Origin of the sequence: Paraeggerthella sp. LCP19S3_G8 (genome assembly GCF_052119225.1) — a bacterium.
Taxonomy (GTDB): domain Bacteria; phylum Actinomycetota; class Coriobacteriia; order Coriobacteriales; family Eggerthellaceae; genus Paraeggerthella; species Paraeggerthella hominis.
The window spans coordinates 1-24,177 of sequence record NZ_JBQKFQ010000003.1 but is presented as its reverse complement, the minus strand read 5'-3'; the positions used below and the strand labels follow the sequence as shown (position 1 = coordinate 24,177).

At 62.5% G+C, this 24,177-nt stretch carries 24 protein-coding genes; 19 read left to right on the top strand and 5 right to left on the bottom strand.

The window, feature by feature from the left end; all coding sequences use genetic code 11:
- The first annotated feature begins 169 nt into the window (after positions 1-169).
- Positions 170-601 (top strand): universal stress protein, encoded by a 432-nt coding sequence (locus ACTQZK_RS03750; protein WP_114566622.1) that lies wholly within the window; start codon positions 170-172, stop codon positions 599-601.
- A 276-nt stretch (positions 602-877) separates the two neighbouring features.
- Here the strand turns inward: ACTQZK_RS03750 and ACTQZK_RS03745 are convergent, their stop codons facing one another.
- The 4 genes from ACTQZK_RS03745 to ACTQZK_RS03730 form a co-directional block, all read right to left on the bottom strand.
- Positions 878-1,357 carry a rhodanese-like domain-containing protein gene (locus tag ACTQZK_RS03745; RefSeq protein WP_225749576.1) on the bottom strand — a complete coding sequence of 160 codons (480 nt, stop codon included), beginning with the start codon at positions 1,355-1,357 and terminating at the stop codon, positions 878-880.
- 227 nt (positions 1,358-1,584) lie between these two features.
- Complete coding sequence (locus ACTQZK_RS03740; RefSeq protein WP_216529194.1) at positions 1,585-2,451, bottom strand: TrmH family RNA methyltransferase; 867 nt, start codon at positions 2,449-2,451, stop codon at positions 1,585-1,587.
- Positions 2,452-2,465: 14 nt separating this feature from the next.
- Complete coding sequence (locus ACTQZK_RS03735; protein ID WP_216529195.1) at positions 2,466-3,104, bottom strand: cysteine hydrolase family protein; 639 nt, start codon at positions 3,102-3,104, stop codon at positions 2,466-2,468.
- A complete protein-coding gene (locus ACTQZK_RS03730; protein ID WP_114566619.1) occupies positions 3,101-3,775 on the bottom strand; it encodes a Crp/Fnr family transcriptional regulator in 675 nt (224 codons plus the stop codon). Before ACTQZK_RS03730 ends, ACTQZK_RS03735 begins: the two co-directional genes overlap by 4 nt.
- Positions 3,776-3,926: 151 nt before the next feature.
- Between ACTQZK_RS03730 and hcp the strand changes: the two genes are divergently transcribed.
- From hcp to ACTQZK_RS03715, 3 genes are all read left to right on the top strand, one after another.
- Positions 3,927-5,558, top strand: a complete 1,632-nt coding sequence (gene hcp, locus ACTQZK_RS03725) for a hydroxylamine reductase (protein ID WP_225749575.1) — start codon at positions 3,927-3,929, stop codon at positions 5,556-5,558.
- Positions 5,559-5,849: 291 nt separating this feature from the next.
- Positions 5,850-6,782, top strand: coding sequence for a nucleoside triphosphate pyrophosphohydrolase (gene mazG, locus ACTQZK_RS03720; RefSeq protein WP_225749574.1), 933 nt, complete (start codon positions 5,850-5,852; stop codon positions 6,780-6,782).
- A 45-nt stretch (positions 6,783-6,827) separates the two neighbouring features.
- Positions 6,828-7,586, top strand: coding sequence for a GTP pyrophosphokinase (locus ACTQZK_RS03715; RefSeq protein ID WP_225749573.1), 759 nt, complete (start codon positions 6,828-6,830; stop codon positions 7,584-7,586).
- Positions 7,587-7,714: 128 nt separating this feature from the next.
- Here the strand turns inward: ACTQZK_RS03715 and ACTQZK_RS03710 are convergent, their stop codons facing one another.
- On the bottom strand, positions 7,715-8,704 hold the full coding sequence (locus ACTQZK_RS03710; RefSeq protein ID WP_225749572.1) for a TDT family transporter: 990 nt from the start codon (positions 8,702-8,704) through the stop codon (positions 7,715-7,717).
- Between the two features lie 220 nt (positions 8,705-8,924).
- On the opposite strand from ACTQZK_RS03710, the gene ACTQZK_RS03705 reads away from it, so the two are divergent.
- From ACTQZK_RS03705 to phnPP, 15 genes are all read left to right on the top strand, one after another.
- Complete coding sequence (locus tag ACTQZK_RS03705; protein WP_428421137.1) at positions 8,925-9,821, top strand: LysR family transcriptional regulator; 897 nt, start codon at positions 8,925-8,927, stop codon at positions 9,819-9,821.
- A gap of 126 nt (positions 9,822-9,947) precedes the next feature.
- Complete coding sequence (locus ACTQZK_RS03700; protein WP_418830180.1) at positions 9,948-11,072, top strand: aldo/keto reductase; 1,125 nt, start codon at positions 9,948-9,950, stop codon at positions 11,070-11,072.
- A gap of 555 nt (positions 11,073-11,627) precedes the next feature.
- A complete protein-coding gene (locus ACTQZK_RS03695; protein ID WP_428420633.1) occupies positions 11,628-12,311 on the top strand; it encodes a DUF559 domain-containing protein in 684 nt (227 codons plus the stop codon).
- 585 nt (positions 12,312-12,896) lie between these two features.
- Positions 12,897-13,985, top strand: coding sequence for a phosphate/phosphite/phosphonate ABC transporter substrate-binding protein (locus ACTQZK_RS03690; RefSeq protein WP_441898532.1), 1,089 nt, complete (start codon positions 12,897-12,899; stop codon positions 13,983-13,985).
- Complete coding sequence (gene phnC / locus ACTQZK_RS03685; RefSeq protein ID WP_114566611.1) at positions 13,985-14,896, top strand: phosphonate ABC transporter ATP-binding protein; 912 nt, start codon at positions 13,985-13,987, stop codon at positions 14,894-14,896. The genes ACTQZK_RS03690 and phnC overlap by 1 nt, the downstream gene beginning before the upstream one ends.
- On the top strand, positions 14,893-15,762 hold the full coding sequence (locus tag ACTQZK_RS03680) for a PhnE/PtxC family ABC transporter permease (RefSeq protein WP_441898529.1): 870 nt from the start codon (positions 14,893-14,895) through the stop codon (positions 15,760-15,762). Before phnC ends, ACTQZK_RS03680 begins: the two co-directional genes overlap by 4 nt.
- The gene (locus ACTQZK_RS03675; RefSeq protein ID WP_428420269.1) at positions 15,759-16,751 is read left to right on the top strand and encodes a PhnE/PtxC family ABC transporter permease; all 993 of its coding nucleotides are present in this window, start codon (positions 15,759-15,761) and stop codon (positions 16,749-16,751) included. The genes ACTQZK_RS03680 and ACTQZK_RS03675 overlap by 4 nt, the downstream gene beginning before the upstream one ends.
- Before the next feature lie 58 nt (positions 16,752-16,809).
- Entirely contained in the window at positions 16,810-17,259 is a 450-nt protein-coding gene (gene phnG / locus ACTQZK_RS03670) for a phosphonate C-P lyase system protein PhnG (protein ID WP_428420267.1), read from the top strand.
- Positions 17,256-17,909 carry a phosphonate C-P lyase system protein PhnH gene (phnH, locus tag ACTQZK_RS03665; protein WP_114566607.1) on the top strand — a complete coding sequence of 218 codons (654 nt, stop codon included), beginning with the start codon at positions 17,256-17,258 and terminating at the stop codon, positions 17,907-17,909. The genes phnG and phnH overlap by 4 nt, the downstream gene beginning before the upstream one ends.
- The gene (locus ACTQZK_RS03660) at positions 17,910-19,058 is read left to right on the top strand and encodes a carbon-phosphorus lyase complex subunit PhnI (RefSeq protein WP_441898526.1); all 1,149 of its coding nucleotides are present in this window, start codon (positions 17,910-17,912) and stop codon (positions 19,056-19,058) included.
- Complete coding sequence (locus tag ACTQZK_RS03655; protein ID WP_418830196.1) at positions 19,042-20,049, top strand: alpha-D-ribose 1-methylphosphonate 5-phosphate C-P-lyase PhnJ; 1,008 nt, start codon at positions 19,042-19,044, stop codon at positions 20,047-20,049. Before ACTQZK_RS03660 ends, ACTQZK_RS03655 begins: the two co-directional genes overlap by 17 nt.
- Complete coding sequence (locus ACTQZK_RS03650; RefSeq protein ID WP_216529204.1) at positions 20,042-20,902, top strand: ATP-binding cassette domain-containing protein; 861 nt, start codon at positions 20,042-20,044, stop codon at positions 20,900-20,902. Before ACTQZK_RS03655 ends, ACTQZK_RS03650 begins: the two co-directional genes overlap by 8 nt.
- Positions 20,903-21,162: 260 nt before the next feature.
- Positions 21,163-22,518 carry an alpha-D-ribose 1-methylphosphonate 5-triphosphate diphosphatase gene (locus ACTQZK_RS03645; RefSeq protein ID WP_216529205.1) on the top strand — a complete coding sequence of 452 codons (1,356 nt, stop codon included), beginning with the start codon at positions 21,163-21,165 and terminating at the stop codon, positions 22,516-22,518.
- 1 nt (position 22,519) lies between these two features.
- The gene (locus ACTQZK_RS03640; RefSeq protein ID WP_225749566.1) at positions 22,520-23,278 is read left to right on the top strand and encodes a phosphonate C-P lyase system protein PhnL; all 759 of its coding nucleotides are present in this window, start codon (positions 22,520-22,522) and stop codon (positions 23,276-23,278) included.
- Positions 23,275-24,066, top strand: coding sequence for a phosphoribosyl 1,2-cyclic phosphate 1,2-diphosphodiesterase (gene phnPP, locus ACTQZK_RS03635; RefSeq protein ID WP_225749565.1), 792 nt, complete (start codon positions 23,275-23,277; stop codon positions 24,064-24,066). Before ACTQZK_RS03640 ends, phnPP begins: the two co-directional genes overlap by 4 nt.
- The last annotated feature ends 111 nt before the right edge of the window (positions 24,067-24,177 follow it).

Genomic DNA, 24,177 nt, shown 5'->3' with positions numbered 1-24,177 from the left:
AAGGTTGGGAGCAGGGCGGCAAGGTGGGGGAGCGGGCGGATTTCCCGAATTGCTTTCGCTACGCTCACGTTACCTGTTTTCCGTGGTCAGAGTAGGGAAAAAGTCTTATACTGAAGGGGAAGCAGAGGCGGTGGGCTCAGGGCCTGCCGCGACCGAAAGGGGGCCGATTATGGCTGTGAACAACCTGCTTGTTGCGTTCGACGAATCCGAGGGCGGACGCCGCGCTCTGGATATGGCCGTCAGCTTGGCCGAAGTCAATCCCGCGGTGCATATCGACATCGCGTACGTCGTTCCCATCCCGTTGCTGGACGAGAGCCAGATGGCCAGCTTCAAAGAGATTCTCGACATGATGATTTCCGACGGGGAAGACTTGCTTGCCGAAGCGGTTGCGGACGTGCGCGAGGATGTGGCGGCTCGCATCGACTCCTTGTTGCTGACGGGCACGAACCCTGCCACCGAAATTCTCAAACTGGTCGATCAGCGCGAGTACGACCTGGTGGTTGTGGGAAATCGCGGTTTGAGCGGCCTTAAAGAGTACTTGGGCAGCGTGAGTCACAAAATACTGCACGGCTCCAAGATTCCGGTGCTGGTTGCAAAGTAAGCGCACGTCTTGCATGGATTCGCCAACGTGCGGACGGCTTGCCCCGTCCGCACGTTTTTTTGTGGCTCGTGCATGGCGGGTCGGCACTCGCCATGCGTCGGTGGCGTTGCGGCGCAATCCTGTGGTTCAGGATCATGGGCTCGGGCATTAGGTTCGCCTTGCAGGGCCGTGCGCTTCCCGCAGCTGGTCGTGCGGAACAGTTTGCCCATACCCGTCCACGTGTCTGCTTGAGCGGGACGCGCACGGCCCTGCAAGGCGAACCTGTAACCTTGGAATCTAGCTGCCGTTCGGTTGGGAACCTGCAACTGTTTCCCCGTGCCAGTCGATGATGCCTCCCATGTCGGTTACGTTTTTGTACCCCAGCGATACCAGCTTCTCGGCGGCCTGCCTGCTGCGCACTCCCGAGCGGCAATAGATCAGCAGCTCGGCATCCGGGTCCGTCAGCTCGGCGGGTTGCTGGTCGCCGATGGTCTCAACGGGAATGTTGATGGCACCGGGGATGTGTCGTTCGGCGTATTCCTTTGGTGTGCGCACGTCGACTACGGTGACGCCTCCTTGCTCGATCAAGCCTTGGGCCTCGATGGAATCTATGGTTCGATGCGCGTTGGATGATGCGTCGGATTCGCTCGTGCGCTCCATGCTTGTTCCTTCCTGGGTTGACGACGGGTTCGAGCAGGCGACAAGCGCCAGCAGCCCTGCTGTTGCAAGGACGGCAAGGCTCAGTGCCAGGCCGAGGCGTTTCGTTCGAAGGTTCACGGTCTTTGCTCCTTATCTGCCGGTACAGTATGTACGTGCAATAACTGTAACTTTAGCAAGTACAGATTGGGGAGTCAATAAAACAATAGCGAATGACTATGGAATTCATAGGTGCCGCATGCTTTCGTTTGCGGCGGCCGAGCGATTCCTATGCTTGAGCGGTTGTCGCGCGGGCGATCCCCGGCTGGCGCGGTGCTGGCGATGCGGCTTGCGGCTCGTCGTTGGCCTTAGCGCGCCGACGGACGTGCGCGCAGCTCCCAGAAGGCTACCGCGCTCGCCGCAGCTACGTTGAGCGAATCCACGCCATGGGCCATGGGGATGCGCACCGTGTAGTCGCAGCGTGCGATGGTGCTGCGGGAAAGGCCGTCGCCTTCCGTTCCCAGCACGATGGCCAGCTTTTCCTCGGTGGCAAGAGCGGGGTCGTCAAGCGATACGGAATCGTCGGAAAGAGCCATGGCGGCCGTTTTGAAGCCCAAACTGTGCAGCAGGGGGACGCCCTCTTCCGCCCAGGTGCTGTGGCCCGTTGCTCGGGCGGCGTCATCGTCTCCGATGCGGGTCCAAGGTACTTGGAACACGGTTCCCATAGAAACGCGCACGGCGCGCCGGTACAGCGGGTCGTAGCACGAGGGCGTGACCAGCACCGCATCTAAGTTCAGCGCTGCGGCGGAGCGGAAGATGGCTCCCACGTTGGTGTGGTTCGTAATGTCTTCGAGCACCGCGATGCGCCGAGCGTTGGCAACTACGTCGGCAACGCTGCGCGGCTTGGGGCGACGGAAGGCGGCCAGCGCGCCGCGGGTCAGCTCGAAGCCGGTGAGTTTCGCCAGCTCGTCGTGCGGTGCGACGAACACGGGCACCTCGGGGTGATCGAGGGCGATGCGATCGATGACGGGCTGCAAAGCGGGAACCCATTTCGCCTCCATGAGCATCGACAGCGGCTCCAAGCCGGCTTCGAGCGCTCGCTCGATGACCTTTCCCGACTCGGCGATGAATATGCCTTTCTCGGGTTCGAGCTTGCTGCGCAGCTGCGCTTCGGTCAGGCGCGCGTACGCGTCGAGCCGGGGGTCTTCGAGCACGTCGATCTCTAGCAGGGGCATGGGTACCTTCTTCCTTAAGCGTTGCGCTGCGCTGCGCGCGCGTTGGCTGCCGTGTCGCGAACGTCGGCCAAGCCGCGGTCGCAGAACTCCTCGCACGTCATGATGTGCGCCCCGATGTGGGCCATGTCCTGGATGTTGGCCGCTTGCACGGCGGGGGAGCGCGATGACGTGCAGTCCTCCACGACCACCACGTTGTAGTCGAGCGACAGCGCGTCGTAGCAGCTGGTCCGGATGCAGTTCGGCGTGGTGGTGCCCGTGAGGACCACGGTGGTGATGCCCAGCCTTCTGAGCGTCAGGTCGAGCGACGTGTTGAAGAACGCCGAGAAGCGCGGCTTCACCAGCACGCGGTCGCCCGGTTGCGGCGCGAGCGGCGCCGGTTCCTCAAGCGAGCGCGGGCTTGCGCATGCGGTCGATACCGGCTTGCCGCCTTCGGCCCACGCTTCGTGTCGGCAGGCTTCCACGTCCGATCCGTCTTCGGCGTACGAGCGCACCACGTGAAACACGGGCATCCCCCTGCGCCTGGCCGCATCCAGCGCGCGGGCGCAGGCGGGCACCGTGGCGGCTGCGCCCGCTACGCACAAAGACGATGACGCGTCGATGAATCCATGCTGCATGTCGATGATCAGCAATGCGGCGGTGCGGGGGTTGATCATAGGGCGCTCCCTCGGGTGATTTCGAATTGGCTTTTATGATAATCGATCAAGCCCTCCCGCTTCATGCGGGAAAGCTCGGCGCACATGGCGCTGCGGTCGATTGACAGGTAATCGGCCAGCTCTTGCCTGTCAAACGGGATGGTGAACCGATGCCCTCCGGCCATCTCGGCCTGGTCGGACAAATACGACAAGAGTTTCGCCCGCGTTGTGCGTTTGGACGTGTGCTCGATCTTGCGGGTGAGCGCATGCGTTCGCCGCGCTACCACGCCCAGCACGTTGCGAATGAGCTGCGCGTGGAACGCGCAGGAGGTGGGGCACATGGTGGTAACGCGGCCTACGTCCATGAACAGGATCGTTGTTTCCTCGGCGGCTATTACGTTGATGTCGTAGGCAAGATCCTGCTCGCAGGCGTACACCTCGCCGAAGGATTGCCCCGGACCGAAGGATGCAAGGATGCTGCGGTTTCCCCACCAGTCTTCTTTTTCGAGCCGAACCGACCCTTCCAGCACCAAGCCCATGGTCGACGAGGTGTCTCCTATGCGAAAGACGGCCGATCCTTTGGGGTAGCTGCGCTGGTGCGCGCCCAGGCATTGCAGCATGGAGTCGACGTGCTGCGGATCGATGCCGTGGAACAGGGGCGAGCGGTTGATCAGATGGGCGTAGCGGTCCATTGTGCTCCTTTGTTGGAATTACAACGGAAAGCATAGCGGTTGTGTCGTAGGGTTGCAACTACGCAAGACGAGAGCGGGCGAGCGCGTTCTGGTTTCGCGGCGCATGCTGCGGACCGAGGGAGGCGCGGACCCTCGAAAGAGAGGAAGAGCAATGACGGATGCGAATGCAATGTTTTGCTTCCAGTGCGAGCAGACCATAGGGTGCAGCGGTTGCACGGGCGCTGCGGGAGCGTGCGGCAAGCAAGCTTCCACCGCCCAGGTGCAAGACGAGCTGACGGGCGCGCTCGTGGGCCTGGCGCGTACGGTGCGTGCGGCGGGCGTGACGGGCGATGCTCGACGCGCGGCCGACGATCTGGTGATGGAAGGGCTGTTCGCCACGTTGACGAACGTGGACTTCGACGATGCGGAGCTGGAATCGCTTGTACGGCTCGCTCGCGCGCAGAAGGCGCTCATAGCTGCGGATGCGGGCATGGATCAGGCTCCCGACCTGGACTTGCGTGAAGTTTGGAATGATCTGGAAGACGTGCGCTCGCTCAGGTCGCTTGTGCTGTTCGGCTTGCGCGGGATGGCCGCGTATGCGTATCATGCTGCGGTTTTGGGGTATCGGGACGAAGCCGTGTCCTCGTTCATGCACGAGGGGCTTGAGGGGGTTGCCGTTGCGCAGGCCGACGAGCTGCTGCCGCTGGCGCTCATGGTAGGCGAAGTGAATCTGCGCTGCATGGAACTGCTCGACCAGGCGAACACGCAAACGTTCGGCACCCCCGAGCCCACCACCGTGTCGCGCACGGTGGAAGCGGGTCCGTTTATTGTGGCAACCGGTCATGACCTGCATGATTTGAAGCTGCTGCTCGACCAGACGGCTGGCCGCGGCGTGAACGTCTACACGCACGGAGAGCTGCTTCCCGCGCATGCGTATCCGCTGTTCAAGCAGTATCCGCATCTCAAGGGGAACCTGGGAACGGCCTGGCAGAACCAGCGCGACGAGTTTGCGGAGCTGCCCGCACCCATCCTGTTCACCACGAACTGCCTCATGCCGCCGGCATCCTCCTATGCCGATCGCGTATTCACGACCGGCGTGGTGGCGTATCCGGGTGCCGCGCACATCGGTGCTGCGGAAGATGGCAGCAAGGACTTCGGCCCCGTCATCGAGCGCGCGCTCGAGCTGGGCGGGTTCGCCGAGCCGCGCGTATTCGCAGCTATCGAAGGCTCGCGCGGGGAGAGCGCCGGCGCCGACGCGTCGCTTGTGACCGGGTTTGGCCACGGCACTATCCTGGGAGTTGCAGACACGGTGGTCGATGCGGTGAAGCAGGGCGCTATCAGCCATTTCTTCCTGGTGGGCGGATGCGACGGCGCGCGCCCCGGGCGCAGCTACTTCCGCGAGTTCGTGCAGAAGACCCCCGAGGACAGCATCGTGCTGACGCTTGCGTGCGGGAAGTTTCGCTTCAACGATCTGGACCTGGGATCTATCGGCGGCCTGCCGCGCCTTATGGACATGGGGCAGTGCAACGACGCGTACGGCGCGATCAAGGTTGCCGTGGCGCTGGCCGAGGCGTTCGAGTGCGGCGTGAACGATCTGCCGCTGACGCTGGTTCTGTCGTGGTACGAGCAGAAGGCCGTCTGCATCCTGTTGACCCTGCTGCACCTGGGGATCAAGGGCATCTACCTGGGCCCGACGTTGCCGGCGTTCGTTTCTCCCGCCGTGCTTGACGTGCTGGTGCGCGAATTCGACGTGCATCCCGTGGGCGATCCGGAGCACGATCTTGCCGCGATTCTGAAGGCGTAGGCAGGTGAGGGCATAGGGCTTTCGCGGCCGGGGCTGCTGCTGTTGGAGCGCAGCCCCGGCCGCATTGCTTGCGGGGCGCGCGTCGCGTGCGACATGCGGCGCGTCGTGCGAACCCCGCGCCCTGCCGCACGTCGCTGTCCAGCGTGCTCCCGCGCCCTGTTGCCGCGCCCTGTCGCCGCGCGTCGCGTGCGGTTGATTTTCGTGCGTTTTCGGTTCCTGCGGCATCGTTGGTTTCGTTTTGACGGCGAGGGGTATACTGCTGGGCAGAAGAACAGCAGAAAGGACCGTCCCATGACCGTATCCCGTCGCGAATCCGCGCTTGACATTGCCGCCCATCCGATCGAGCATCCGTCGTTTGACCAGTTCGTTGCCACTATCGCTGCCTTGCGCGCGCCCGATGGCTGCCCGTGGGATCGCGAGCAAACTCATCAGAGCATCGCGCACAACATGATCGAGGAAGCCTATGAAGCGGTCGATGCTATCGAGGCCGGAGACAACTCCCACCTGCGAGAAGAGCTGGGCGACGTCTTGCTGCAGGTGGTACTGCAAAGCCAGATAGCCTCCGACGCGGGGTCGTTCGACATCAACGACGTATGCTCCGACGTTAATGCGAAAATGGTGCGCCGCCATCCGCATGTGTTCGGGGAGAGCCAGGCCGCCAATGCGGGCGAGGTCTTGGATTTGTGGGATCAGGTGAAGCTTTCCGAAAAAGGAACGGCGGACGAAAGCGCGCAAGCCGACGGCGCTCGTCCTTCGGGGCTTCTGGACGGCGTCCCCACCAGCTTCCCCGCGCTTATGCAGGCTCAGAAGATTTCGCGCAAAGCAGCTTCGGCTGGATTCGAATGGAAAACCCTTGAGGACGTGTGGGCCAAGGTGGACGAAGAGGTGGCCGAGCTTCGCGAGGCGTACGCGGCAGCCCCCAAGGCTTCGAACGGGAAGATCGATGCGAGCGCGGCCGACCCCCGCGCTGCGCAATTGGCCGCAGCCGTCGAGCTCGAGTTCGGCGACGTGCTGTTCAGCCTGGTGAACGTAGCGCGCCGCATGGGCGTGGACGGCGAAGGGGCCTTGCGTGCAACCTGCGCGAAGTTCCGCGCTCGGTGGTCGTTCATGGAGGGCGCGGCATGGGCGCAGGGCCGCCGCATCGAGGACTTTTCCGCCGATGAGCTTGAAGCGCTGTGGGAAGAAGCAAAGGCTGCGTTAGCCGGTGCGAGCCCTTCGATGTAGGCTATCATACGACCTTTACCGCGTACTGTTGTAAGGAGCATTGTCATGGAGGTGGCGTTCGGCGTGAAAGACGAACCCTTGTTTTCGGGTGAACGGGCTGATCAGAACGGGTCCGTGGAAGAAGGAGGGATCCGGCCGGCGTTTCGTTCGACCGATGATTTGCGCGGGCCCATGGACGACCTGTGGCGCCTGCGCGAGGCTGAGGCGAAAACGCGCGAGATCATTCAGAAGTACCAGGCTGCTATGCGTGAAATGCAGGTGCGGTTCGAGATTTTGGACCAGGATCTCAACCTCAAGAAGAATCGCAATCCCATTCACCACATCGAATCGCGCATCAAGAAGCCCGCGAGCATTTTCGAGAAGCTGGAGCGTTACGGAAAAGAGCCCACGCTCGAGAACATGGAACGCTACATCATGGACATCGCGGGCGTGCGGGTGATCTGCTCGTACATCCACGACGTATACAACCTGCTGGAGCTGCTTCAGAAACAAGACGACCTGTCCATCGTCACGGTGAAGGACTACATTGCAAGTCCGAAGCCCAACGGATACCGCAGTTTGCACGTGATCGTGCGAATTCCCGTGTACTTCCTTGACAAGAAAGAGTTCATTCCCGTGGAAGTGCAGCTGCGCACGATCGCCATGGATTTCTGGGCCAGCCTCGAGCATGATCTCAAGTACAAGGCGGTGCGCGAGGTGGAGGGGCTTGACTCGTATGCCGAGTTGAAGGATTGCAGCCGGATTATCGAGGATGTCGAGGCCCGCATGCAGGTGCTCGCTCGCAGCCTGGAGATGGGCAAGTAGCTGCTTGTCGCGTTAAGCGGCAAACGGCAAACGGCAAGAGAAGAGGGCCGTTTGCGCCTGCGACGCGTTTGCGCGCAGCATGCATACGGCCCTCTTCGATCCTTCGGAGGTCGGAGGTCGGAGGTCGGCTAGTTGTCGAAGTTCTCCGAGAAGCGGGCGATTTGCTGGTTCTCTTGCAGCACGGCGGCGCTTTGCGGCTGCTCGATGCGGCGCACGAAGAAGCGAACGTAGTGGCTGAAAACGTACGCCACCATGACAATCGCAATGGCCGTTTCCGCAACGAACAGCAGGTCGAGCGCTTCGGGCAGGGCGACGCCGCTTGCTCGGAAGAAGAACAGGGCCTTCCCCAGCGCCGTTGCCGTGATCACAAACGGAAACGTCATGGCGGCGTAGCTTGGGTAGAACCGAAGGCGCAGAAGGCGGGGCAGTTTCGACAGCACCAGGACGAACAGGGCTTGCGCCAGCACCAGCATCGCGGCTACGAACAGGGGGTTGGGGTCGGCTGCGGTTGCCAGGTACCCTACAAGCGACAGGCTCATGGGCGCCGTGTAGATGCAGAACAGCGGGCGCGCTGCCTCGGGAATTTCATGCTTGGCGTAGCGGTAGGTCACCAGCGCAAGCAGCACCAGGTAACAGGCGAATCCGAACCAGAACAACATGTGACCGGCACCCGTCATTGCAAATGTAGGTGACGTGACCGAGGCCACGACGATTCCCACGTAGCAGATAAAGTAGGTGGGGAACACCTCGTGCAGTTTGAAATGGGCGATGAACCGTGCGGTGAACCATCCCATAAGGGCCAAGTGCGAGATGACGGCGGCGGCCCAGATGGCGAAGGCGAGTTCGTAGGCGGCGGGCGCCAGGTAAACGGCCAGCTGCATAAGGGTCATGAACAGCGTTGCGCTGACGCTTGCCAGAATGGAATTATGCAGGTCGTCGCGAATCATGTTGGGGAACAGGACGATTTTCGCAGCGAGCAAAGCAATGAGGGCAAACGCGAGCGCGCCGCAAACGACATGGATCGCTTCGGTGTACGGTTGCAGTAGATTGCCCAGCGCTGCCAGGCCGAGCGCGACGCCAGCGGTGGGGATGGGCACTTTTTGTATGACGTTGAGCACGGCTCGCCTTTCTGTTGAGCTTATCGTAAACGAGAATAATCTTGTTGTAGGTGATCTCGCGATGATTCACGCGAAACGCGCAGCTTCCTGACCGAAGGCGCCTTTGGCGTATTCTTCCATACCGTAACAACAAAGGAAACTAATATATATTTATGCAGTAATAAGGTACTGTTATGGTATTGGCGAAAAGCACGATGCTCGATGAAGGGTGGAGGCTCGTATGCAGGACTTTCGCGTAGCAACGTTTTTAACGGTGTGCCGCACGATGAACTACACGCGCGCCGCCGAAGAGCTTAACGTGACGCAGCCGGCGGTGTCGCAGCATATTGCGTACCTGGAAAAAGCGTACGGTGCCTCTTTGTTCGATTACCGCAACAAGAAGCTTGCGCTTACCGCTGCGGGGCGTATGCTGCGCGACGCCCTGTCCACCATGGCCCATGACGAGGCGTTGCTGCGCGATCGCGTTGCCGAGGCCGTTGCCGGGTCGCGCGTCGATCTGGTTGTGGGCATGACGCTGACGGCGGGCGAGTATTTGGTTGCGGCGCCACTTGCTGACTTCTTGGTCGAGCACCCGCGGTACCGGGTTACCGTGCGGTCCGGCGGCACGGCGGAACTGCTTGAGCTTTTGGGAATGGGCAAAATAGATTGCGCGTTCGTGGAGGGGTTCTTCGATAAGAGCGCTTACGCTTGGAACGTCTACCGAAGCGAGCGGTTCGTGTGCGTATGCGCGCCGGATCATCATTTCAGTCAGGATCCGGGGCGGGTGGAGGACCTGTTTGGCGAACATGTGCTGGTGCGCGAGCGGGGCTCGGGCACGCGCGCTGTGCTCGAGCATGCGCTGGCCGCCCGCAACCTTTCCGTCGATGGTTTCAGCCAGGTGAGCGTGGTGGAGAGTCTCGATATTATCAAGGTATTCGTGCAGCGGGATATGGGGATCGCGTTTCTGTACGAGGCTGCGGTTGAGCGGGAGCTGCGCGAAGGAACGCTGCGCGCCGTCGAGCTGGAAGGCTTCTCCGTGGAGCATGACATAGCCTTCATACGGCTACGCAACAGCATTTTCGAGCAGGAATTCCAGTACCTGTTCGATTGCCTTGCCGGTTCCGGTTCGCGCGCGTAGCGTTGCTGTGGGATGCAGGCTCGGCACGATCTTTTTTTCGCGTACGGAAACTTCTTGACTTGGAGCCTGCTCCAATAGGTATGATTTTTCTTGTCACCGAATACAGGAAAGCAAGAAGGAGCGTTCGTGAAACCAGAATTCCAGAATACGTCGAAGCTCGGTTTCGGCTGCATGCGCCTGCCTTTGCTGGACCCTCAGGACCAGAAGAGCATCGACCTTGAGCAGTTCAAAGAGATGGTGGACGCGTTCATTGCGGGAGGCGGCACGTACTTCGACACCGCGTTCGTCTACCATGAGGGCGCTTCCGAAACGGCTTTGCGGGAGGCGCTGGTGCGGCGCTATCCTCGCGATTCGTTCACTATCGCCACGAAGTGCTTGGCCTGGGCGGCTCCGGATGCCCAGACGGCTCAAAGCAACCTGGGAACCTCCCTTGAGCGTTTGGGCGTCGATTACGTTGACTTTTACCTGTTGCATAACGTGGGCGGCGCTCGGACCGCCACCTTCGACGCGTATGACATGTGGGATTTTGCCAGGCGCGAAAAGGCGGCGGGGCGCATTCGGAATTGGGGATTTTCCATGCATGACGGCCCCGACGCGCTCGATGCCTTGCTGCGGGCGCACCCTGATGCCGATTTCGTTCAGCTGCAAGTGAACTACCTGGATTGGGACGATCCGGTTGTGGAAGCGCGCCGATGCATGGAGGTTGCCGAAAAGCACGACGTACCCGTGGTGATCATGGAGCCCGCTCGCGGTGGGCGCCTGGCCGACCTGCCCCCGCGCGTTGCGGAGCCCTTGCTGACGTGTCGCCCGGAGTTGAGCTTGGCTTCGTGGGCGTACCGATTCTGCTACAACCTTCCGAACGTGTTGACGGTGCTGTCGGGGATGTCCTCCCCAGATCAGGTTCGGCAAAACGTGGAAGAGCATCGCGGCAACAAGCCGTTCTCGCCTGATGAGCGCGCGGCGCTGGAGACGGCGCGGAGCATTTTGTCCAATCTGGCGTCCATTCCCTGCACCAATTGCCGGTACTGCGTCAAGGGCTGCCCGGAGCACGTGGTTATCCCCGAGATCTTAAGCCTTTTGAACCTGGAGCTTATGACCGAGAATCGCGATTTCGCGAAGGGCTTGTATTCCTGGCAGGCAGCTCCTGGGCCGGCTTCGAAGTGCATTGCCTGCGGCGCGTGCGAAGCCATGTGCCCGCAGGGCATCGACATCGTTCGTCAGCTTGAGGTTGCCGTGGACCACTTCGAGTAGGGGATGCGCCGAGTCTTTCGGTCGCAGGGCCGCGGCGGACCCGGATGCGTTTTGCTGGGCGAGACTCGTGCGCCTCCTGCACTTGGTACGAAATCGCGGGTCTGCGCTTTCCGGCGATCGTCTTCGATACCCGTCGAATTTACCGCATTTCGATGAGCTGGCCTGTTGATGCAGGCGCTCAAAACGGCTGCGGCCGATGGGCTGGTTGAGCAGCGCAGACCCGCGATTTCGCGCCAGGCAACGTGCTCGGCAGAGCGCTTTGTAAAATGATATGCTTTCTACATGTATATCTTAATAAGTCATAGAACTGCCTTGCAGTTTTGGCGCAGCGATCGGAGCCTGCTTTTTCGAAACGCCTCCGCTCGCCGCGATGCGACTTCGCGCGCCGAGCGCACGTTGGAAAAAGGCGAGCGACCGGTTTTGCCGGATGGCGTTCAACTGCCTTCCGAATGTCATCCGCCTTTCGAGGTGCTGGTATCCCGCCCTTCCGCGCGTCCGCGTTCTTCGCTGTTGACGGGGCGGTTGTGGAGCGGCCCTCTTCCGAAGGGCTCGTTTGTGCAGGTGGGGAATGGCGTACTGGCCCCCTCGCCGGAATTTCTATTTCTTCTGATGGCAAGCGACCTTTCTTTGGAGGAGCTTGTGTATCAAGGCATGGAGCTGTGCGGCACCTACGCTCAGCGCAAAGAGGGCGGTACGGAATATAACCTGTCCCCGCTTACCTGCGTTTCCAAGTTGAAGGCGTTTGTCGAAGGCGCTGCTGGAGTGCGGGGCCGGAAAAAAGCCGCCCAGGCGTTGCTTTATATGAACGACGGTTCGGCGTCTCCTCGGGAATCGGCTCTCTACCTGCTGTTGTGCTTGCCGTATCGTTTGGGAGGCTACGGCATCGAAAAACCCTTCCTCAACTATCGTATCGACGTTCCTATGCGATTTCGTCGCAGTGCGTCTCAGGGGTACTGCGTTTGCGATTTGTGCTGGCCGCGGGTTAACGTATGCGTCGAATACGATTCCGACGAATGTCATACGGGCGCTCAGCATATTTCGCGCGATTCGAAGCGCCGCAACACGTTGGTGTCTATGGGGATGACCGTGATAACGGTGACTAACGGCCAGATTTCCAGTGGAGAAGCTTTGTTCAAAATCGCTGTGCTGATTGCCCAAATGACGGGCAAGAGACTGCGGTTCAAGGATCCCGAGTTCACGCGGGCGCATTACCGCTTGCGCGAGGCCGTACTGCGTTAAGGCCCCGCATGTTTTCTGGGTTTGGCGTCCAGTTTGGCACGGGATTGCGGATCTGCGCTCCTTGAGAAATGCCTTCGATCGTTGCCGAATCTGTTGCGGCTTGTTGAGCTGGCCTGTTGGTGCAACTGCTCAAAACAACCGCAGCCGATAGCCCGGCGAGACGACGCAGACCCGCGATTTCGTGCCAAGACCCTCGTTTTCTGTGCGCGTATCGGTGGCGGCTGGGCGTTGGTGCGAGAGTCGCCTCCGGGATCCGGGAAAAGGGCGACGCCTGCTTGATGCGGGAAGCGCCGCTTGGCGCGGGGCCTGTCTGATACGGGGATCCCGCTCGGCTCGGAACCCTGCTTGGCGCGGGACCCTGCTCGGCACAAGAAGCGCCGCTGTCCGCCTTTTCCGCAGGTTTCTTTACGGGTCCTTTGCCCGGATCTGACAGCTTCCTTGCTTGAACTTGGGAGCTTCTTTACCTGCGCCTGAAGTGTCTTTTACCTGCCTTCCGTACGATTGATTGCGCGCACCGGAGACCCGATGCGCGCAACAACGAAACCATCCGACACGCGGGTGTCGGAATCGCGAAAGGAAGAAAGCATGGCAGAAGGGTTTCTGAGCAGGCGCCAGTTCGTAGTGGGCGGTGCTGCGCTTGCGATGGCGGGCATGTTCGGCGCGATGACGGGCTGCACGGCTGGCGGAAGCGGCGCGGCTGCGGGCTCCTCCGAGTCGCAGACCGACGGCGGGTCCTCCGCTGAACCTATCACGATGGTATGGCTTCCTGACAACTCTTCGGCTGACATGACCTCCTCGCGCGAGGCTATCGGCGCGGCCATCACGGCAGCGTGCGGGCGCGAAGCGAAGCTGCTCACCACCACGGATTACAACGTGGCCATCGAGTCCATCGCTTCGGGCAAGGCTCAAATGGCCCTTTTGGGCCCCGAAGGTTACGTGCAGGCCAACAAGAAGAACCCCAAGGTGCAGGCTGCGTTCACCAACAGCGACAAGGACGGCGGCCTTGAAGGGGCTTGCTACTACAGCCGCATTTGCGTGCGCACCGAAGACGTCGAGCAGTACAAGAAAGGAAGCGGTTATTCGATCGAGGGCATCAAGGGCAAGTCCTTCTCGTTCGTGTCGGCCACGTCCACTTCGGGCTTCAAGGTTCCGTCGAGCGGCATCGTGAAAGAGTTCGGGTTGGACAGCTCCGACCAGCTGCTGGAGGCCGGCAAGTTCTTCAGTGAAGTGCTGTTCGGCAACTCGCACGTGGGCTCGGTGGTGAACTTGCTTTCGGGCGACGCCGAGGCGGCGGCGTTTGACGACGTTGACGTGGACATGTACCTTGACCTCGTGTCCGGCGAGCCCAACAGCATCGGTGCCGTATACAAGGCGAAGGACAACGCCGAGGCCCCCATGGACACGGTGCGCGGGAAAAGCTTCACCATCATCGCGCTCACGCCGGTTTTGAACTCGCCCATCTGCTTCAACGAAGAGGCGATCTCTGATGACGATCGCACGAAGATCGTCGAGCACTTCTGCTCCGGTGCGGTTGCCGGCAACAAGCAGATCTTCATCGATCCTGAAGACAAGGGCGCAAAGGGCCTGTTCAAGAAGGAATCTGAGAAGACCCGATTCGTCAAGACCGACGATGCGTGGTACGAGCCGATTCGCAAACTGGGCGGGGCGGAGTAATGCTTGACGCGCGCGTATCCGTTGCGCCGGGGGCGCCCGCATCGGCGGGCGCTTCGCCTGCGCAGGCGAAGCATCGATCCGACAACCTGCTTGATCTGCGCGGCGTGACGAAGAGCTACGACGGTTGGTCGAAGGCGCTCGACGGGGTGTCGCTTTCCCTGGCTCCGGGAGAGTTCGTCAGCATCATCGGATGCTCGGGCGCGGGCAAGTCCACGCTGCTGCGATGCGTGAACCGGCTGATCGACCCTACGCAAGGGTCGGTCCTGTTTGACGGTCGGGACGTGACGGGCGTGCGAGGTCGCGAACTTCGCGCGTGCCGCCGTCGTATTGCGATGGTGTTCCAGCACTACAACTTGGTGTATCGCGCAACCGCCATCGAGAACGTGTTGCAGGGCCGTTTGGGCTACAAGTCTACGCTTGCGGGCATGCTGGGCCTGTTCAGCGAGGAAGAGAAGCGCCGTGCGTTCGAGATTCTCGACCAGGTGGGCTTGGCGGATTTCGCTTATACGCGCACCGATCAGCTGTCCGGCGGACAGAAGCAGCGCGTGGGCATTGCCCGTGCGCTGGTGCAGGACCCGCTGCTCATGCTGGCTGACGAGCCCATTGCCAGCCTGGATCCGAAGTCTTCTCGCACCGTGATGGAGCACTTGCGTTGGGCTGCTGACGAGCTGGGCGTTGCCTGCCTGGTCAACCTGCACCAGGTGGATTTCGCGTGCGAGTTCTCCGATCGCATCGTGGCCCTCAAGAAAGGCCAGCTGGTGTTCGATGGCTCCCCTGCCGATCTGACCGAAGAGATCATTGCCGACATTTACGATTCAGGCGAAGACGACGAATCCGGCCGCGGCGAAGCGTCGCGTGCGGGTGGAAAGGCGCAGCCCTTGTCCGACGAGTCGACGGGAGAGGCTGCATGATCGATCGCGCTATCAGACGTGCGCCCGTTGCGGCCGTGCGCGCAAAACTACGCGGTCATCGTGCTGTTCCGCGGGGTCAGTACGACGGGTCCTTCTTCCTGCGACGCACCGCATCCCTTGTTGCGGCCGCTGCAGTGTTTCTTGCGTTGGGCGCGCTGTCAGGCACCTACGTCGGATTCGATTTCATCCAGGCGGTGCTTGACGTTCCGGGCGGGTTCGTATGGATGGCCACGCAGTTCGTTCCGTCGGTCTCGTCCCTTCAGAAGCTGGGCACCATTCTGCCCGCTTTGGCATCGACCGTGCTGGCCTCGATCGCGTCGAGTTGCACGGCGGCGATCCTGGCGTACGTATGCGCGGTTTTGGGCTCTCGATCGGTGGGGGTGGGCGGTCCGATTCCCCTTGCGGTGAGGGCTATCGCGTCGCTGTTTCGCAATATTCCGGTGGTTGCCTGGGCGTTCATCTTGCTGTTCTCGTTCAAGCAAAGCGAGTTCACGGGTTTCTTCGCGCTGTTCTTGACCAGCTTCGGCTATTTGACAAGGTGCTTTTTGGAAAGCATCGACGAGATGGGCTCTGGTCCCGTGGAGGCGTTGCGCGCCGCGGGGGCCAGCTACGGGCAGATCGTGGCGCAGGCCGTCATTCCCATGAGCATCACGTCGGTTGTCAGCTGGGTGCTGTACATGATCGAAACGAACATTCGCGATGCCACGCTCATCGGCCTTTTGACGGGAACGGGCATCGGCTTCGTGTTCGACGTGTACTACAAGAGCTTTCGCTACGACGTTGCCGGGTTGGTGATCCTGGCGATCATTCTGGCGGTTGTGGCGTGCGAGCTCACGTCGAACTACGTGAGGAGGAAGATTATATGATGCGCAACGCCGACAAGGTGGCTGCGGAGGCGATGGCCTCGTCCATTGCGGAGGACGCGGGCTACGTGCACGGGGCTTCTGCCGACATGCGGGGCGTTGGAGCTGGGGCCGCCGCCTCGGTTGACGGGAGCTTCGGAGGCGGGGCTTCGGCTGCGGTGGCCGGTGCGCGCGTTACGCGTTCGGGCAAGATCAAGACCCATGTGGCCAGCGCTTCGAACAAAGCCCTGTACACGGTTCTGGGCGTTCTGGCCGTCGTGACCGTATACGCCCTGGCAACCATGGACTACGGCAAGGTCTCGTTCTTCGCTGCAATGGCTGCCGCTGTCGAGGATTTCTTCATGATGATGCTGCAGCCGGGGCTTGGCGGGCACTTCACGCTGCCTGACGTGATGGAGGGGCTGTTCGTGTCGTTGGCCTTGGCGCTGCTTACGACGTTCATCGGCGCGGTGATCGCGTTCGTGCTGGGCCTTCTGGCTGCGTCGAACCTGTCAAGCAGAGCCGTAAGCAACGCCATCAAGGTGTTCATGAGCGTGGCCCGCGCCGTTCCCACCATCTTATGGGTGCTCGTGTTCTCGGTGGCTATCGGGCTGGGCCCTGAGGCGGCGGTCACCGGCTTGCTGTTTCATAGCGTGGCGTATTTGGTGAAAGCGTATTCGGAAAGCTTCGAAGAGGTGGACGCCGGCGTGCTGGAGGCGCTGCGCGCGAGCGGGGCTTCGTGGTGGCAGGTGGTGTTTCGGGGCGTGGTGCCCGAAAAAGTGAACGAAATGCTCTCGTGGACGTTCATCCGTTTCGAGATCAACTTTGTGAACGCTGTGGCCGTAGGGGCCGTGGCGGGCGCGGGCGGCATTGGCTACCAGCTGTTCTTGGCGGGAAGCTTCTACTACAACATCCATGAGGTGGGGCTGATCGTGTACCTGTGCTTGGCGGTTGCGGTGGTGCTGGAAGTGGTGGCTACGAAGCTGCGGAAGCGCTATATCGTGCAGCGGTGAACTTCGCCTGCGCTGGGTTCGTGGTGGTTGAGACTCAACTTGTGATGAAAGGAATGCTGTGACTTTGAAGCGATACGAACGCACGCGCGCTCTCGTGGAGGGCGACCCTGCGCTGGCGCGGGCTATCGTGTGCGAAATCGAGCGCGATGCGGCGCCGGGCGCCATCGTCGTGCTCGATGACCCTCGCGAAGAGCTGGTGATGATGCAGGTGCGCGAGACGGCGCAAGGAACCCTGTTCTACCTGGGCGAAGCGCTGGCAACGTCGTGCCGCGTGCGCATGGGGAACGCTGTTGGCTTGGGGCTGGTCTTGGGAAGCGATCGCTGCCGCGCCTACGAGCTGGCCGTGGTGGATGCGGCGTTTTCCGGGGAGGCGGGCGCGGCTCGCGCGCAGCGCTGGGAGCCTCGGCTTGTCGATGAGCTTGCTCGCATTGCCGAGCGAGACGCAGCCGATGCGCGCCGCGTAGCTGCCACGCGCGTGGATTTCTCGACCATGGAGGTAGAAGCATGATGATCAGGGAGGATGCGGATCTGCATCGTATGCAGCGGACGTTTCGCAGCGTGTTGGACGCGTTCGCGTACCCGGGTACCGTTCATCGCGTCGAGGCCGCGCCCGACAATCCTGCGCGCCCGACGGCTCTGGATCCGGCGCTTGAGTCGATCGTGCGGCTGTTCGTCGATCAGGCGGTGACGTTCGCCGTGGCCGATGTGGAGCCGGATGCCCTGGCCGCGTACGTGACCAGCGAATCGCATGCGTCTCGCGCTTCCGTTTGCGACGCCGGTTTCGTCATCGTGCCGGCACGTGCGGATGCGCGCATGGCAGCCGAGGCCGTGTTGGAGTCGTGCCGCGGAACGCTGATGGCCCCGGAGAAAGGAGCCACCCTGCTCATGGGCTGCACGCGTATCGCGGAGGCTTCCGCTGCGACCGAGCGCACTGAGCCGGCGATGTTTGCTGTCGAGGTGCGCGGGCCGGGCGTGCGGGATGCGAACCGCTTTGCCATCGACCGCATCGGTTGGGCCGAAGCCCGTGCGGCGCGCGAGGACGAGTTTCCGTGCGGCGTGGAAATGGTGCTGGTCGATCCTTCGGGCAACGTGGTGGCCGTTCCCCGCAGCTCGCGCGTGACGTGCGTTGGCGAGCTCGACGCCAAGGGGGTGCTCTAAATGGGATACGTTGCGGTTCGCGGCGGCGGCAAGGCCATCGAGGAAAGCCTCAAGCTGCTTGAGCTCGAACGCGTCAGCTCTTCGGCAGCGTGGGGAACCGACCAGATCGAGGGCACGTTTCCTGACCTGATCGACCAGGTGATGGGCGAGGCGTCGCTGTACGCCCCGCGCTTGGCGGCGCTTGCGCTCAAGCAGGCGCAAGGATCGCCCGATGAAGCGGTGTTTCTGCTGCGCGCATTTCGCTCGACGCTGGAGCGGCCGTACGTTTCGCGGCCCATCGATACGGGGAGCATGCGCGCGAATCGCCGGGTGTCGGCGGCGTTCAAGGACGTTCCGGGAGGTCAGGTTCTTGGCGCTACGCGCGATTACAGCCATCGTCTGCTCGCGTTCGACCTGGAGACCGAAGACGAGGAAGTCCTTGCGGAAAAGCGCGCGGAGCTGCTGCGTCACTTCGACGAGGATGCCTGCGCCGCAACTGCCGCTGTAGACGGCATGCTTCCCGCTGCGCTTCCGCGCGTTTTGGATTACCTGCGCGGCGAAGGACTGGTCGAACCCGTGCGATGCGATGATACCCCGCCGGTTGACGCCACCATGGTCCCGCTCACGTTTCCCGCGCCGCGTTCCGTGCGCTTGCAAACGCTTGCGCGCGGCATGACGCAGGCCGTCGAGGCGTTGGGGTACGCGGCCATTCGCGGCTTCGGGCCCGCGCATCCCACGGTGGGCGAGTTGCGCAGCGGCACGGTTGCGGTGTCGGTCGATCACCCGCTGGAGGCGGGCGGCGCCGAAGACGCGTACTACCTGGGGTCGGTTCCCCTTACCGAAGTCGAAAGCGTGTTCATGTCCCATGAGGACGAGGCGGCGAACCTGTCGGCCGGCTTGTCTTTGGCCGTGGGCTACGGCTGCGTGTTCGGCCGCGCCGAGACCAAGGCCATCGCCATGAGCGTGCTCGATCGCTGCTTGGAGCTGGGCGATGCGCGCTATCCCACTGAAGACGAGGAGTTCGTTTTGTACCACGTGGACGGCGTGGAGGCTACGGGGTTCATCTCGCACCTCAAGCTGCCGCACTACGTCACGTTCCAATCGAAGCTGTCCAGCGTGCGCGGCACGCGCGAGGAAGGGAAGGGGCCTGCCGATGCAGCAGCGCTATAATTACGCGTTTTTCGACGAGGCGTCGAAGCGCGAGATCCGCCGCGCGATCATCAAAGGCGTGTCCATCCCGGGTTATCAGGTGCCCTTCGCGTCGCGCGAAATGCCCATCGGACGCGGGTGGGGCACGGGCGGGTTGCAGATCACGCTCAGCCTGATCGGGCGCGATGACGTGCTCAAGGTGATCGACCAGGGGTCGGACGACAGCGTGAACGCCGTCAACATCAAGAAGCTGGTGGCCGACACCACCGATGTCGAGGTCACCGACGTTACCGAAGAGGCCACGCTGGTGCAGTCGCGCCATCGCATTCCCGAGCAGCCGCTGCGCGCAGACCAGGTGCTGGTGCTTCAGGTGCCCACGCCCGAGCCGTTGCGCAGCTTCGAGCCGAGCGAGGCCGTCACGCGGCGCCTGCATGCGGAAGCCGACTACACAGGCGCGTGGCTGGAGCTGTTCGACCAGATCGTGCGATTTAACATGACCACGACGGGCGCCGATCACCCCGTGCTTGTGCACGATCGCTACGTCATGGCCCCGTCTCCCATTCCTCGTTTCGACAACATGAAGCTTCACCAGGCCGATCACCTGACCCTGCTGGGTGCAGGCCGCGAGAAGAAGATATACGCGGTGCCTCCTTACACGAACGTCGCTCCCTTGGATTTCGAGGACTATCCCTTCGCGGTGGAGCGCTTCGACGGCAAGCAGTGCCGCCTGTGCGGCGCTCGGAACGTGTACCTGGACGAGTTGGTGGACGAGGAAACCGGCGCCGTGTTCTACCAGTGCAACGACACCGCGTTCTGCGCTTCGTCGGCTTGCCAGCCGCCGAAGCCGCCCGACGCTGCGGCGCCTTCCGGCACCGAACCTTGCGGCTCCGAACCCTCCTCACGTGCAGAAGCACGCTTCGTCGGGCTCTCCCCGCAATCTTCGGCACCGGAAGACCCCTCGCTGACTCTGCGAACGACCAGTGATTCTTTGGAAGGAGCGCCCCATGCTTGATGCGCAGCACTTCGGCGCAGATGAAACGCCCAGCTTGTCGGTGCGCCACCTGTCGAAGCGGTTCGGCTCCGGTTGCGCGTATTGCCTGGATTCCTCGGCGCAGCTCGAGCGCAACGTGTGCCCGCGCTGCGGTACGGTGCATGCGGTGCGCGACGTGAGCTTGGACGTGTTCCCCGCCGAGATCGTGGGCGTGGTGGGCGAGTCCGGCAGCGGAAAGTCCACGTTCATGAAGTGCCTGTTCTTCGACGAGGAGGCAACGTCGGGCGACGTTCGCGCACTGCCGTACGACGGTGGCGCCGCCAACCTGTTCGATTTGTCGTCGCAGCAGCGTCGGGCTATTCGGAACACGGTGTTCGGCATGGTGTATCAGAACCCGTATCTGGGCTTGCGGATGGATTTTTCCAGCTTGTCCAACATTGCCGAGCAGATGATAGCCGCAGGCAGCCGCAACGTGGGCGCCATGCGCGCACGAGGCGAGGACTTGCTGGAGCGCGTGAACATACCGCAGGCGCGCGCGGTGGAGCCGCCGCGCAACTTTTCCGGCGGCATGCAGCAGCGCGTTCAGATTGCGAAGGCCCTGTCCAACAACCCGCCCATCCTGCTGCTCGACGAGGTGACCACGGGGCTCGACCTGTCCGTGCAGGCCGCCGTGCTCGATCTTATCCAGCAGATCAGGCGCGACTTCAACGTGAGCATGTTGGTGGTAAGCCACGACCTGGGCGTTATCCGCATGCTGGCCGATCGCACCCTGGTCATGCTGGACGGCCGCGTCATCGAAAGCGGCCTGACCGACCAGATCCTCGAGGATCCCCAGCATGCCTACACCCAGCAGCTCGTCTATTCGCTGCTCTGACGAGCAGCGGGTTCCGGGGGGGGAGGGCCGCCCGCGGGAACCGCCCGACGCTGCGGGAGCTTCCCGGCACCCAATCTTGGCGCTCCAGGCCCTCGTCGCGTGCAAAAGCACGCTTCCTCGAGCCTTCGCGCCAATCTCGGGCACCGGGAAGCTCCCTCGCTGACGTACTACGCCAACCAGCACGCCCCGCATGCCGCCTGGCGGCGGCATGGGCAGGTCGCTTCGCTCCTGCCCGACCAACTCCCGAAAGGAATTCTTCCATGGACAACAGCTCTTGCATCATCCGCGGCGGCACGGTGGTGTGCGCCGATCGCGTATTGCCCGATCACGACGTTGTCGTGATCGATGGGCGCATCGCTTCCATCGAGCCTTCCAGCGTGTCGGATTTCGACGCGCAGCCCGATTCCGTCGTCGGCGTGCTTCCCGTAGTCGATGCACGCGGCGCGTACGTGGCTCCCGGGCTGATCGACATCCACTCCGACTACGTGGAAAACGTGGCCTCGCCGCGCCCGAGCGTGGTCATGGACCTGAGCACGTCGCTGTACAAGGCCGACCGCGAGCTGGTGTCGCACGGCGTGACCACCATCTTCCACTCGCTTTCGGTGTACGGGGCGCATATCTTCGACCACAAGCCCATTCGCGATTTTGGAAACGTGAGCGCGCTCATCGACCGCGTGGCGGCGCTGCGCGGCGGCGAAGAGCGCGACCACCTCATTCGCCACCGCCTGCACATGCGCGTGGAATTGGACTCGGTGGATCTGTACGACGACATCGAGGAGTTCTTGCGTTCGGGCAAAGTGGATCTGGTGTCGTTCATGGATCACACCCCCGGCCAGGGCCAGTACCGTGACCTGCTGGTGTTCGGCGACACGCTCAAAGGCTACCGCGACGTTTCCGACGACGAGGTGCGCGACATCGTCCGTCAGCAGCAGGAAAGCCAGAAAATGACGTACGCCCAGATCACCGCCTTGGCTTCCATTGCGCGCGAGCGCGGCGTTTCCATTGCCTCGCACGACGACGACAGCGTGGAGAAGCTTGCCTTCATGGACGGCTTGGAGGCCACCATTTCCGAGTTCCCCATTTCGCTCGACATCGCTCGCGAGGCGCGGGCGCGCGGCATGCACACGATTGCCGGGGCGCCCAACGTCATGCTGGGCCACAGCCATTCGGGCAATCTGAGCGCACGCGAGGCCGTGCAGGCCGGCGCGATCGACGTGCTGTGCAGCGATTACTATCCGGCGGCGCTGCTCGATGCCGTGTTCACGTTGCGCGATCGGTGCGGGTTGGATATCGCGCGAGCGTTTTCCCTGGTCAGCATCAATCCCGCGAAAGCTGCGGGCATTGCGGACGAGGTGGGCTCCCTTGCCGTGGGCAAGCGCGCGGACATCTTGCTGGTGCGCGAGATCTCCTGCGGAGAAAGCGCTGGCGGCACCTCGACCGGCTTGGCGCAAGGCGCGGGCAAGCGCACCATGCCGGTGGTCACGCGCGCGTTCGTGGGCGGTCATTCCGTGTTTCGCTCGCACTATCCCGATCAGCCGTGCGGGTACGGGCGCGACCTTGCCGAGTGCGACAAGGCTGTTCGCGCACCCCGCGCCGCGTGCGTCGAGGTGATGTAGCATGACCGTCGAGCGTTCCGACGGCCTGGAGCCATGCACGGTCGTCCAGGGAGCTTCCGCAGCTCCCTTGCTTCAAATCGAGGGCCTGTCGAAGTCGTTTTTGCTCCATCGGGTGGACCGGAGGATCCAGGGGTGCCACGATATCTCGTTCTCCATCGCCCCCGGTCAGTTCGTGGGCATCACCGGTCGCAGCGGCAGCGGGAAGTCCACCATCCTGCGCTGCATCTGGCGCACGAACCTGCCTGAGCACGGGCGCATCCTGTACGACTCCGCGCGCTTCGGCCTGGTGGACATCGCCCAGGCTACGCAGCGCCAGATGCTGTATCTGCGCTCCTACGAACTGGGCTACGTGTCCCAGTTCTTGAATGCCCTGCCGCGCCAAACCGCGCGCGACATCGTGTTGAGAAGCGCATTGGAAGCCTACGGCGCGACCGAGCGCGAGCGGGCGGAGGCGGAAACCGAGCGGATGCTTCGCCACTTCGACTTGGACGAAGAGCTGTGGGAACTGTATCCGCGCACGTTTTCGGGAGGCGAGAAGCTGCGGCTCAACATTGCGGCGGCCATGATCAAGCGCCCCCGGCTGCTGCTGCTCGACGAGCCCACGGCATCGCTCGACAATGCGTCGAAGCTGAAGGTGCGCGATCTGATCCAGCAGCTCAAAGCCGAGGGAACCACCATGCTCGGCATTTTCCACGACCTCGAATTCATGGAGGGGTTGTGCGATCATGAGTTCAACATGCAGGAAGGGATGATGGCGTGATCGAAGATCTCCATGTGCATACCACCGTTTCGGACGGCTCGGACACGTTCGAGGAGGTGCTCGAGCAGGCGCGCCAGCGCGGCATTGGGCGCGTGGCGTTCACGAACCACGACACGACGCGAGGGCTTGACCAGGCAGCCAAGCTGGGAGAGCGACTGGATGTTCGCGTGGTGGGCGGCGTGGAGATAAGCGCGTACGATTTCGAGCGCATGCGCAAGGTGCACGTGCTGGGCTTGGGACTGCACGAGGGGGCGTCAGCGGTGGAGGCCCTGTGCGCGCCCACGCTCGAGCGTCGCAACGCGAATTCGCTTTGGCAGCTTGATCGGTTGGCATCGGCCGGCTATCGTGTCGATGTGTCGAAGGCCCTTGCGCTGGGCTGCGCTTCCACGGCGTTGTACAAGCAGCACATCATGGCGGCGCTCACCGATGAGCCGTACGTATCCGCAGCCTATCGCGCGCTGTACCGAAGCTTGTTCAAGAACGGCGGCATCTGCGATCGCGATATCGCGTACGTGGACGCGCGCGATGCCGTGACGGCTATCGTGGAGGACGGGGGGCTGGCTGTTTTGGCGCACCCCGGTCAGCTGGATAGCTACGATATGGTTCCGGCGCTTGCGGAATGCGGTTTGGGAGGTATCGAGCGGTTCCACCCCGACCACACGCCCATCGATCATGCGCGCTGTGCGAATGTGGCCGAACGCTACGGATTGATATGCACGGGCGGGTCGGATTACCATGGCCGGTTCGGAGGAATCCCGTATCTGGGCTTTCGCATTCCTGCTGCCTAGCCCGTCGGCTTGTCTTGCCGCTTGGGGCGGCGGTTTGGCCGGGCACGCCCGCACAGGCGGACGGCCGGGCCGCCGCGCCCACGCGCCCGCACGGCTCGACCGCCTGTGCGG